We start from the raw sequence: 12,123 nt of genomic DNA on the forward strand, positions 1-12,123 counted from the left end.
TGTCGCGTCATACCCAATGAATGTAATATATCGCTAACAGTTACCGAGTTAAGTGTAATTATTGTTACATATCTTGCGGTGCAAGAAGGGCGATCGCCAGAGCCTCCATTGTCGCATCAACCGACCCTACCTTGCGAAGGCCGGGAACATCGGGCGTCGTGCACAAACCAAAAACCGGCTTGCCAAATTGCAACCCGTAAGCGATTTCTGACAGGGTTCCGTATTTGCCGCCCACCGCGATCAATGCCTGTGCCGATTGCGCGATCAGGGCGTTGCGCGCCCGGCCAATGCCGGTGGCCAGCGGCAGGGAAATAAACGGGTTGGCCGCGTGCCAGTCTTCATCGGGCAACAAGCCAATTGTCAAGCCACCGGCATTATATGCCCCGCGTGCAGCGGCTTCCATCACGCCACTTTTGCCGCCGCAAATTAATGACAGTCCCAGTTTGGCCAATGCCGAGCCAATATTTTCGGCTGTTGCTGTTTCCTGTGCATCGGCTTCGCGCGGGCCAATGACGGCAACGGGAATGATGCGGCATTTGCCAGCTTCAGTCATGTTGCGCAGGGCATTTTGTGCCGTAACGGGTACCAGGTCATCGGGGGTGTTATGCCCCTGTATCCATTGCCATTGCCACGCATCGAAATACATGTTTTCGTTCTGGCAAAGGCGACCGGTTTTTTCAGACCAAAGAAATGTCATCGTGATGTTAATCCTTGTATGGCAAATGAATTGTAAGGTATCTTCCATTCCAGGGTGTTGTCCATAGGGGATTTTTATGACGGTTTCACTTTCCGAACGGCAACAGGAAGTCTTGGCCCAAATTGAGGCCAAGGGCTTTATCACCCTTGAAGCCCTGGCGGACATGTTTTCGGTATCGATGCAGACAGTGCGCCGCGATGTGATTGCCATGCATGAGGCCGGGCTGATTGAACGGTTTCACGGTGGGGCCGGGGTTAAGGGCGGTGTTTCGGTTGACCGGCTGGATCATGGGCAAAAACGCATGATCGGCCTTGGTGAAAAACGCAGCATTGCCGAACGGGTGGCAGGGCTGGTGCCTGACGGGGCGTTTGTCTATCTTGATGTTGGGACAACAATGGAAACGGTTGCCGAAGTCCTGGCGCTGAAACCCGCCCTGTATGTTGTTACCAACAGCTTGCATGTTGCCGCGGCCTTTGATCCGGCACGGCATGATGTGCGGATTTTGCCCGGCCGGGTGAGCGGGCCGGACGGGTCGGTCACGGGGGAAGAAACGGTTTTGGCTTTGCGCGCATTTCGACCTGATTTTGCCCTTGTCAGTTGTTCCGCGATTGAGCCGGGCGGCGGTGTCATGGATTTTGATCCCGGAAAAATTGCGGTGAAACGCATGGCGATGTCTGTTGCCAGAAAGTCCTATCTGTTGGCAATAACAGATAAATTTGGCCGTACAGCAAGGGTTGAAATTGCCGAAACTGCGGATTTTAGCGGCATTATCACCGAAGAATCCGGGTTTAATCCGGCGGGGGACAGGGCGGGGTGACACAGCCTGACGGGTGTGGCGACAGGCTGTGGGCTTCTGGCAACCACGCCATTCCCGGCCTCCCACGCCCCCCGGCAACATCGGCTGACATCGGGCAGGCCTTTCGCCGACAACAAGACGCACCTCGGGCGTCTTGACCTGTGGCCGGGTTACACCGCTTGGGCAATACCCCCGTAATGGCTTTTCCACCCGCCGGTCAGGGTCTTGCGGTTTCGCCCGCCATCCTGTCTGTCTTTATACCGCTGCATCATCATCTCTTTCATCTGTTTTATCTGGCGCCAAACGCAAAAACCCGCAAAGCGTAGTGCTTTGCGGGTTTCGGTCCGGGCGGATTTGTCCCGTTGATTTTTCTCTTATGCCACAGCAAAAAGAACATATCAAGAACTATTTTCAAAAACCGGAAAATAATCCTGTTACATCAGAGAATCCAAAACATTTTCAAGGGCTTCGCCATCTTGTGAATGTGCATCAACTCTCAATTTGCAAACCTCAAACGTCGAGATTGGCAACTTTAAGCGCATTGGCCTGAATGAAATCGCGGCGCGGTTCGACCACATCGCCCATCAGGGTTGAAAACACTTCCTCGGCCTGATCGGCATGTTCGACCCGAACCTGCAACAAGGTGCGGACATTTGGATCCAGTGTGGTTTCCCACAACTGATCCGGGTTCATTTCGCCAAGACCTTTATAGCGCTGAACCGAAATGCCGCGGCGGCCATATTCCATCACCGCATTGACCAGATCGACCGGGCCATTGATTTTCCAGGTCTTGTCCTTGGCGGTAAAGACCGCGCCCTGTTCAAACAGGTCGCGCAATTCCGTCAACAAACCGGCAATCGCCCGGCTTTCGGCGGAGCGCAGCATATTGGCATCAATCACAAAGCGTTCTTCAACGCCGCGCATCATGCGCCACACCACCAGTTCATCCAGCGGTGCCTCGCCCACCCAGCCACGGTCGAAATCCTCGGCCAGAGTATCAAGATGCTGGGCCAGTTTGGTCGCGGCTTCCTGACGTTTGGTCGTATCATCCAGCAAGGCCGGGTTCAGCGCCCCGGCCAGAACCGCCTGTTCCAGAACCGAAATCGGCAGTTTCATCGACAGCGGTTCCAGAAGCGATTTCGCCCGGCGGGCCAGTTCGACCACCCGCAACAGATCAGGTCCGGCCATCTGTTCACCGCGTGTCAGGGTCAGGACGGCATCCTCAATCCCCTGCGCGGTCAGATATTGCTCCATCTCGCGGTCGTCTTTGAGGTACTGCACCGAATTGCCGCGTTTGGCCCGATATAAAGGCGGCTGTGCAATATACAGATACCCGCGTTCAATCAGTTCACGCATCTGGCGATAGAAGAACGTCAAAAGCAGGGTACGGATATGCGCCCCGTCAACGTCGGCGTCGGTCATGATGATGATTTTATGATAGCGCGCCTTATCCACATTGAAATCATCGCGCCCGATCCCGGTGCCAAGGGCGGTAATCAGGGTGCCGATTTCCTGGCTTGAAAGCATCTTGTCAAAACGCGCCCGTTCAACATTCAGAATTTTACCGCGCAGCGGCAGGATTGCCTGATAGCCGCGTTCACGGCCCTGTTTGGCCGACCCGCCTGCGGAATCCCCTTCGACGATGAACAATTCGGCTTTGGACGCATCGCGTTCCTGACAATCGGCAAGTTTGCCCGGCAACGATGAAATATCAAGCGCCCCCTTGCGTCGCGTCAGTTCGCGTGCCTTGCGCGCCGCTTCGCGGGCGGCGGCGGCCTCGACCACCTTGGAGACGATCTTGCGGGCATCGGCCGGATGCTCTTCCAGCCATTGCTGTAATTTGTCGCTGACGATGTTTTCCACCACCGGGCGCACTTCGGACGACACCAGTTTGTCCTTGGTCTGCGACGAGAATTTCGGGTCCGGCACCTTGACCGACACCACACAGGTCAGGCCTTCGCGGGCGTCATCACCCGACAATGCAACCTTTTCCTTTTTGGCAATGCCGCTTTCGGTCGCGTAATTATTGATCTGGCGCGTCAGGGCCGCTCGGAAACCGGCCATATGCGACCCGCCATCACGTTGCGGAATATTGTTGGTAAAGCACAGGGTCGTTTCGTGATAGCTGTCATTCCATTGCAGGGCGACCTCGACGGTAATGCCGTCTTTTTCACCAAAAATATGAATGGCTTCTTCGATCTGGCGGGTTTTGGACCGATCCAGATATTCGACAAAGGCTCGAATGCCGCCTTCATAATGCAGCACCGATTCAACCGGTTCGCTATGACGTTCATCGCGCATCGTCAGGATCACCCCGGAATTGAGGAAAGCCAGTTCGCGCAGGCGATGTTCAAGGGTCGGAAAGTTGAATTCGGTAATCGCAAAGATCGAGGCATCGGGATAAAAGGTGATTTCGGTCCCGGTCAGCGGCTTGCCGTCTTTGGCCATCGGCGCATCGCCAATGATTTCAAGCGGCTTGACTGCATCGCCATTGGAAAATTCCATATAATGGGTTTTGCCATTGCGCCATACCGTCAGTTTCAGCAAGGTTGACAGCGCATTGACCACCGAAATGCCCACGCCATGCAAGCCGCCGGACACCTTGTAGGAATTCTGGTCGAATTTGCCGCCAGCATGCAGCTGGGTCATGATGACCTCGGCCGCCGAAACGCCTTCACCCTTATGCATGTCGGTGGGAATGCCACGGCCATTGTCGCGGATCGTCGCAGATCCGTCGCCATTCAGCTGCACCCAGACCGTATCGCAATGCCCGGCAAGGCTTTCGTCAATCGAGTTATCGACGACTTCATAAATCATATGATGCAAACCGGTACCGTCATCGGTATCGCCGATATACATCCCCGGGCGTTTGCGTACAGCTTCAAGGCCCTTCAGGACCTTGATCGATTCCGCGCCATATTCCTGCGCCGCAATTTCGGCGTTTGTCGGCGTATCAGTTTCGTTGGTCATCGCTCACAACCTCGGCATTCACAGATCAAATTTGCTCGGCACGAATCCGGGCATCTTCCACACGAAAGAATTGCGCCCGTCCGTCCAAACCTTCAAAAAGCGCCCGGTCCGTACCTGTCATCCAGGCCTGAACCCCAAGCGCCACGATTTCGTCAAACAGATGACCCCGCCGTTCGGCATCCAGATGGGCCACCACTTCATCCAGCAGCAAAAGCGGCCCCGCCCCGCGGGACCGGCTTTGCAACCGCGTATTCGCCATCACAATCGACAGCAACAAGGCTTTTTGCTCGCCGGTCGAACATTGATCGGCGGACTGGTTCTTGGCATCGTGCCAGACCAGAAGATCGCTGCGCTGCGGCCCGACCGATGCCCCGCCATATCCGGCATCGCGCCTGCGTCCATCTCGCAACGAGGCCCGCATCCGGTCCTCGACATCCACCGCCGGCAATTCCGCCAGCCAGTCTTCCAGATCACCTTTCAGCGCCAGCCGCGCCGCCGGAAAGGCCCCGATTGCCATTGTCCCGGCCCGCACCAGTTGTGCCAGCAATTCGGTCCGCGCCACCACCACCGCAATTCCGTGCCTAACCATCGAATCCTCGATGGCATTCAGCCATTTGTCATCGGCCTTGCCATCGCGCAGCAATTTTGCCCTGCTGCGCAAACTGTGTTCATAGGCCGCAACCCGGCTGGAATGTTCCGGGTCCAATCCATATACCAGCCGGTCCAGAAACCGCCTGCGTGCCGCCGGACCATCCAGAAACAACCGGTCCATTTGCGGCGTCAGCCACACCGCGTTGCAAACCCGGCCCAAGGCCGCCTGCCCGCGTTGCGTTTCGCCATCAATGCGCACCGCACGGCGTTCACGCCCCTGCACCAGTGCCGCCGGGTCCAACCCCGATCCCAGATGCCGTTCCCCGTCGGGCGTTTCCAGGGTCGCCGCCACCGCCCATGCCCGCACAGCACCATCATCTAGGGCCGGAACATTGCGGGCCATTTCGCCCAGTTTCGCCCGCCGCAACCCGCCACCCGGCGCCAAAAGCGAAACGGCCTCCAAAAGGTTGGTCTTGCCCGCCCCGTTGGGCCCCGTCAGCACAACCGGCCCACCCTGCAAATCAAGACGCAAGGTCTGATAACAGCGAAATTCCGACAGACTGATGCGCGAGACGGCAAGACGGGGCGTCATCGACGCACCGTCTGCCGGGGGGAAATTATGGGCAAAAACAGCCACAGCAAATGTTGTGTTGACGTCAGACGCGCATCGGCATCAGGACATACAATGCCGACAGATCATCGGTATCGCGCAGGATCGTCGGTGACGACCCGTCCGACATCAAAAGGTTAAGGGTATCCCCCTTGACCTGCTTGGCAATATCCAGCAGATAGCGGGAATTAAAGCCGATTTCGATATCCTCGGCGTCATAGTTGATTTCAAGTTCCTCGGTCGCCGTACCATGTTCCGGACTGGAGGCCGTCAGGGTCAGGGTATTGCCCGACAACACCACCTTGACCGCACGGGATTTCTCAATCGAAATCGCCGATACCCGATCCACCGCATCGGCAAACGGTTTGCATTCCAGATCAAGGCTTTTGTCATTGCCCGACGGAATAACCCGCTCGTAATCAGGGAAGGTGCCGTCAATCAGCTTGGACGTCAGAACCGCATTGCCAAACCCGAACCGGATTTTGGTATCGGACAACGAAATATCAACCGCCTCGCCGGTATCTTCGATCAGCTTGCGCAATTCACCCACAGTCTTGCGCGGCACAATCACGCCCGGCATGTTTTCCGCACCATCAGGCAGCGGCGCTTCGATCCGGGCCAGACGGTGCCCGTCAGTCGCAACCGCGCGCAGAATATGCGTGCCTTCGGCCTCGGTCGCATGGAAATAAATACCATTGAGGTAATAACGGGTTTCCTCGGTCGAAATGGCAAATTCGGCACGGTCAATCAGGCCGCGCAATTCTGCGGCCGCAAGGGTAAAGCTGACCGGCAATTCGCCGCCCGACATCGCCGGGAAATCATCCACCGGCAACACTGCCAGATTGAATTTCGACCGCCCCGCCGACAAGGTCAGACGACCGGCACCCGGTTCCAGCGAAATTTGCACCTGGGAGCCTTCCGGCAACTTGCGCACAATTTCATAAAGCGTATGCGCGGGCGTCGTTGTCGCCCCGGCTTCGCTTACATTGGCGGTGGTGGTTTCGATGATCTCCAGATCCATGTCGGTTGCCGCCAGCGAAAGACGATCATCCTCTGCCCGCAACAGAATGTTGGACAGGATTGGAATGGTGTTTCGCCGTTCGACCACACTTTGAACATGGGTCAGTGATTTCAACAGAGCCGCGCGTTCGATGGTCAGCTTCATGCCCGTCCTATCCGTCTGTCTAGCAAGGTTAACAGTTTGATTTTTATTCAGTTTTTATGTCCAACCCCCACCTTTTCAGGGCAGGGTGCGGCATTATAACACGCATGTCTGGAAATCGAAGGATTTTTACAGGCGAAAACCAAGCAAACAAAACGAGTCGTTGCATATCAAGGGCTGATATTCTTCCGCATCAGGCAGGCGGCGGGTTACAGCCCGCCAACGCCGCCAGACAGCCCGGAAAAAAGACCCGAAATTCCGGTCGCATGTCAACTTTCAAGCATCCTGCGCAGTAAATCGATATCCTCGCATAGCGACGGATCGCAGCCATGCAGTTCTTCGACCTTGCGCACCGCATGCATGACGGTGGTGTGGTCACGCCCGCCAAATTTGCGACCAATCTCCGGCAGGGAATGGGTGGTCAGCTGTTTGGCCAGATACATCGCCACCTGTCTGGGGCGCGCCACGGCACGGGCCCGGCGGGCCGAATGCATGTCCGACACTTTGATGTTGAAATGTTCGGCGACTTTTTTCTGGATTTCGTCCACCGACACCCGGCGCTCCGAGGCCCTTAACAAATCATGCAGAACGTCCTGCACCATTTCGAGGCTGATTTCCCGCCCGACCAGTTGCGCATGGGCCAACACGCGGTTAAACGCGCCTTCCAGTTCGCGGACATTCGAGGTGATCTTGTAGGCAAGGAATTCCATCACGCGCTGCGGCAATTGTACGCCCTGACGTTCGGCCTTGGATTCGAGAATGCCCAAACGCAATTCATAGGTCGTGGCATGGATATCGGCCACCAACCCGGACCCCAGACGCGAACGCAGACGTTCTTCAATGTCTTCAAGATCCGAGGGCGATTTATCGGCCGACACAATGATCTGACGACCCTGATCGACCAATGCATTGAAGGTATGGAAGAATTCTTCCTGTGTAGAGTTTTTGCCCGAGATGAATTGCACATCATCGACCATCAACACATCGACCGAGCGGAACTGGTCCTTGAAATCCACCGTGTTCTTGTCGCGCAGCGCCCGGATAAAGCGGTACATGAATTTTTCAGCCGACAAATAAATAACGGTGCGGTGCGGTTGGGTCCGGCGAATATGCCATGCAATCGAATGCATCAGATGGGTTTTGCCCAGACCGACTCCGCCATACAAAAACAGCGGATTGAACGGCACCGATTCGGCCTCGGCCAGCCGCCGGGCGGCGGCATAGGCAAATTCGTTTGGCTTGCCGATCACAAAATTATCAAAGGTATAGCGCGGATCAAGGGCGGCACTGATGCCATCATCGGACATGCTGGCGATCACGCTACGACCGGAAATTTGCGGATTGCGGAGAGGTTGGGGCGGTGCCACAGTTCCGGTCGCGACAACATCGCCTGCCGGGCGGGATTTTTTAACTGCCGGTGATGCGGGTCGGGTCTGGTTGCCGGTTGCCGGCGCGACCACCACGATTTCGGCAAAATGAACATTGCTGTCATCGGCATGCCAAAAGGCCTGGATCCGATCCAGATAATGCTGCGACACCCAATCACGCATCGCACGGGTCGGCGCGCCCAGACGCGCCACACCGGCTTCAACCGCAATCAGTTGCACCGGGTCCAGCCAGTACCGAAAGGCCGTGGCCCCAAATTCCGCCCGCAATTTTTCGCGGACTCCCTGCCAGATTCCTTTTGTATGATCGTCCGGCATCGCCTGCGCGTCGCCCGGAATCCCCCCGTCGGATCCTGTGACCGCCACTTGCGCTCCCCTTATGGCGTGCTGCACTGCTCGTACCTTTCCCGGTGTCCAAATTAACCATACGTCAACCAAAAACCCCCAAAGACAAAACAGCAAACCATCGCGTCAGTCGCCAAAGCGATCAACACGTCTGTCGTCCCAAAAGCAGTTCGGAAGCGTACTCGCGCCTTTTTTTGGTTCTTCGTCTTTTAAGGCCAAAGCCTCGGGCGAAGACGAGACACTGTACTGATGCGGCCCGCCGCAGGCAAGCCGATCTTAAACGGAACAAATAAAGGATTTCGACATCAAAACATTCCCCTTTTTGTGCGGATTTTTACGATGCCGCAACTAGGGAACAAAAGGTGATTCTGCGAAATCCGGGCAACGAAAAGGCCGCGCATCAAGCGCGGCCTTCGACTCGCCATCCCCAAAGGGATTTATTAGAGCGACTTGACGCGAGCGGTCAGGCGCGAAACCTTGCGGGCGACGGTATTCTTGTGGAGAACCCCAAGCTGCGCGCCGCGTGCCATTTCCGGCTCGGCAATTTTCAGCGCAGCCAGAGCAGCATCCTTGTCGCCAACTTGCAGCGCAGCTTCGACCTTCTTGACGAATGTACGAATGCGACCGATACGCGCACCGTTGATTTCGGTACGGGCGGCGTTGCGGCGAATGCGCTTCTTGGCCGATTTATGATGAGCCATTGCGAACCTGTCTCTTAAAACAAAAATGTTACGTAATTCGGAGCGCGGCTTATAGCTCCGTCCTTTTACCCCGTCAACCCTTGATACCGGGATTTCCTGCGAAATTCCGCGCAGACGGACTCTTTCCCAGTCCTAGCGATGTTTGAATTCGGGTTTGCGCTTCTCGGAAAAGGCTTTCATCCCTTCGGCACGGTCTTCAAGGGCAAAGGTCGAATGGAATTCGCGGCGTTCAAACATCAGGCCTTCGGTCAAGGTCATTTCATAGGTCTTACTGACACTTTCCTTGGCCTTCATCACCACGGGGGCAGAGAAAGAAGCAATCTTTTCCGCCAGTTTCAGGGCTTCTTCCAGCAACGAGTCAGCCGGGACGATTCGCGCGACCAATCCGGCGCGTTCGGCTTCTTCGGCATCCATCATCCGCCCGGTCAGGCACATTTCCATCGCCTTGGATTTGCCTATCGCCCGTGTCAGGCGCTGGGTGCCACCTGCCCCCGGGATGGTGCCGATGGTGATTTCCGGCTGACCAAACTTCGCCGTATCGGCCGCCAGAATGATGTCGCACATCATTGCCAGTTCACAGCCCCCACCCAAAGCGAATCCGGCAACGGCCGCAATCACCGGCTTGCGGCAATCAGCCACACGGGTCCATCCTTTGGTAATAAAGTCGGCCTTATAGACATCCATATAGTCGTAATCGGCCATTTCCTTGATATCCGCCCCGGCGGCAAAGGCACGATCCGAACCGGTAATGACGATGGCGCGAATCGCCTCATCATCCTCAAATCCGTCCAGCGCCTTTCCCAGATCGGCAATCAACGCATCGCACAGCGCATTCAGCGCCTTGGGCCGGTGCAGTGTGATCAGACCAACATTGCCCTTTACCTCGACCAGAATGTTTTCATAAGTCATGCTATCTGCTTCCTGAAACTGACGCATCGGGCCTTTACCACCCGAGTCGCGTGAAACTATAATTTGATACTGTTTTACCGATTTTAAGATCGCGAGGCAACCGGCAGGCCACCGGGTGATGCTTAAATCCCGATTCCCGCATACATGCTCACCTATTTTCTGCAGACCTATTTCTGGCAGACCGGACAGTAAAAACTGGATCGTCCAGCCTGAACCAGACGCCTAACCGTGCCGACACAATCTTCACGTACACAAGATTCGTTTTCGCGGCCATAGACCCGAAAATTATGCTGAAAATATCCCAGTTCGCCATTCGCCTGCCGATGATCTTTCAGGCTGGACCCACCCGCGGCAATCGCATCCTCCAGAACCAGACGTATTTCGCGGAACAACAGGGTGATTTCATCGGCATTCAGACTGCTGGCCAGCCGTTCCGGCGCGATTCCCGACCGAAACAGCGCCTCGCACACATATATATTACCCAAACCCGCCACCAGTTTCTGATCCAGAAGGGCGGTTTTGACCGGACTGTTGCGCCGTGCCAGTCCCACGGCCAGAATATCGGTGTTAAAACTGTTACCCATCGGTTCCGGCCCGATTCCGGCCAGCATGCGATGACCTGCCATTTCCTCAACCCGGGTCAGTTCCATCAAGCCAAAGCGGCGTGGATCGGTGAAGCGCACCAGTGCGCCGGAATCCATTACGAAATCGACATGATCATGCTTTCCCGCAACCGGGGCCGGGATTCCGACATTTTCAAACACTGTCATGCGACCCGACATGCCCAGATGGATCAGCAAGACCTGCCCGTCATCCAGATAACCGACAATGTATTTTGCCCGCCGTGTCAGTTGATCAATCCGCCGCCCGGTCAGTTTTTCGACGAACCCTGCCGGAAAGGGCGTGCGCAAATTGGGGCGGCGCTGAACCACCTGCTGTAACATCCGGCCTTCCATCACCGGGGCAAGGCCGCGACAGACGGTTTCGACTTCTGGCAATTCAGGCATGCGATCTGATCTCTTTATAAAAGGATGGAAGATAGTGTTATCTAATCCCTGTCAGGCTTCCGCGCAATCGTCCGCCACCCGCCAAGGATTTTCTACTGCCATCTTTCCGCCCTCCCTCTTTACCTGTCACGGACATATTCAAAATGGAATTTGGTTTCGACCTGCTGCTGATCCTGTTTGCCGTTGCCATGCTGGCAGGTTTTGTCGATACCATTGCCGGGGGTGGTGGGTTGATTACGATCCCGGCCTTGTTATGGGCAGGAATTACGCCGCAACAGGCGTTGGCGACCAACAAGTTGCAAGGCAGTTTTGGCAGTTTTTCAGCATCCATGAGCTTTATCAAACGTGGCCTGGTACAGCCGCGCGATATGATTCTGGCAATTATCCTGACCTTTGCCGGGTCTACCCTTGGCACCCTTTTGGTACGGATGATTGATGCCAGCATCCTGATGACGATCCTGCCGGGACTTTTGATCCTGATTGCGCTGTATTTCCTGTTATCACCCAAGGTCGGCGATATGGATGCCCATCAGGTCATCGGCAAGACAATGTTCGCCTTTACCGCCGGATTTGGCATCGGATTTTATGATGGATTTTTCGGGCCGGGCACCGGGTCGTTTTTCGGCATCGCCTTTGTCGCCCTGCTGGGCTTTAACCTGACAAAGGCCACCGCCCATACCAAGGTTTTGAATTTCACCTCCAACATTGCATCATTGGCAATGTTTATTGTCGGCGGCGACGTGGTGTGGATGTTGGGCCTTGTTATGGCGGGTGGGCAAATCGTCGGTGCGATTATCGGATCCCATATGGTGGTCAGGATCGGGGCGCGGATGATCAGGCCGCTTCTGGTCGTTGTTTCCGTCGCCATATCGATCAAACTGATTTTCGATCAGTATGGTTCGGATATCAGCTATTTATGGCAACAGGCCATGATCGGGCTGGCGTAAGCT

10 protein-coding genes are annotated in these 12,123 nt (G+C 55.8%); 2 read left to right on the forward strand and 8 right to left on the reverse strand.

The window, feature by feature from the left end; genetic code table 11:
* Positions 1–64: 64 nt before the first annotated feature.
* On the reverse strand, positions 65–697 hold the full coding sequence (locus tag Q8O73_RS19945; RefSeq protein ID WP_305559964.1) for a TIGR00725 family protein: 633 nt from the start codon (positions 695–697) through the stop codon (positions 65–67).
* 76 nt (positions 698–773) lie between these two features.
* Between Q8O73_RS19945 and Q8O73_RS19950 the strand changes: the two genes are divergently transcribed.
* Positions 774–1,514: a DeoR/GlpR family DNA-binding transcription regulator gene (locus Q8O73_RS19950; protein WP_305559965.1), complete on the forward strand. Its 741-nt coding sequence runs from the start codon at positions 774–776 to the stop codon at positions 1,512–1,514.
* 489 nt (positions 1,515–2,003) lie between these two features.
* Here the strand turns inward: Q8O73_RS19950 and gyrB are convergent, their stop codons facing one another.
* From gyrB to mutM, 7 genes are all read right to left on the reverse strand, one after another.
* Positions 2,004–4,463 (reverse strand): DNA topoisomerase (ATP-hydrolyzing) subunit B, encoded by a 2,460-nt coding sequence (gene gyrB, locus Q8O73_RS19955; RefSeq protein ID WP_305559966.1) that lies wholly within the window; start codon positions 4,461–4,463, stop codon positions 2,004–2,006.
* A gap of 25 nt (positions 4,464–4,488) precedes the next feature.
* Positions 4,489–5,646 carry a DNA replication/repair protein RecF gene (recF, locus tag Q8O73_RS19960; protein ID WP_305559967.1) on the reverse strand — a complete coding sequence of 386 codons (1,158 nt, stop codon included), beginning with the start codon at positions 5,644–5,646 and terminating at the stop codon, positions 4,489–4,491.
* Between the two features lie 64 nt (positions 5,647–5,710).
* Positions 5,711–6,829: a DNA polymerase III subunit beta gene (gene dnaN, locus Q8O73_RS19965; protein WP_305559968.1), complete on the reverse strand. Its 1,119-nt coding sequence runs from the start codon at positions 6,827–6,829 to the stop codon at positions 5,711–5,713.
* A gap of 266 nt (positions 6,830–7,095) precedes the next feature.
* The gene (dnaA, locus tag Q8O73_RS19970; RefSeq protein WP_305560003.1) at positions 7,096–8,529 is read right to left on the reverse strand and encodes a chromosomal replication initiator protein DnaA; all 1,434 of its coding nucleotides are present in this window, start codon (positions 8,527–8,529) and stop codon (positions 7,096–7,098) included.
* A gap of 467 nt (positions 8,530–8,996) precedes the next feature.
* Positions 8,997–9,257 carry a 30S ribosomal protein S20 gene (gene rpsT / locus Q8O73_RS19975; protein WP_305559969.1) on the reverse strand — a complete coding sequence of 87 codons (261 nt, stop codon included), beginning with the start codon at positions 9,255–9,257 and terminating at the stop codon, positions 8,997–8,999.
* A 132-nt stretch (positions 9,258–9,389) separates the two neighbouring features.
* On the reverse strand, positions 9,390–10,166 hold the full coding sequence (locus tag Q8O73_RS19980; protein ID WP_305559970.1) for an enoyl-CoA hydratase: 777 nt from the start codon (positions 10,164–10,166) through the stop codon (positions 9,390–9,392).
* A 167-nt stretch (positions 10,167–10,333) separates the two neighbouring features.
* Positions 10,334–11,173 carry a bifunctional DNA-formamidopyrimidine glycosylase/DNA-(apurinic or apyrimidinic site) lyase gene (gene mutM, locus Q8O73_RS19985; RefSeq protein WP_305559971.1) on the reverse strand — a complete coding sequence of 280 codons (840 nt, stop codon included), beginning with the start codon at positions 11,171–11,173 and terminating at the stop codon, positions 10,334–10,336.
* 143 nt (positions 11,174–11,316) lie between these two features.
* Here mutM and Q8O73_RS19990 point away from each other — a divergent pair, with 143 nt between their 5' ends.
* Entirely contained in the window at positions 11,317–12,120 is an 804-nt protein-coding gene (locus tag Q8O73_RS19990; protein ID WP_305559972.1) for a TSUP family transporter, read from the forward strand.
* Positions 12,121–12,123 lie beyond the last annotated feature (3 nt).

Origin of the sequence: Thalassospira sp. (assembly GCF_030690045.1) — a bacterium.
Classification (GTDB): domain Bacteria; phylum Pseudomonadota; class Alphaproteobacteria; order Rhodospirillales; family Thalassospiraceae; genus Thalassospira.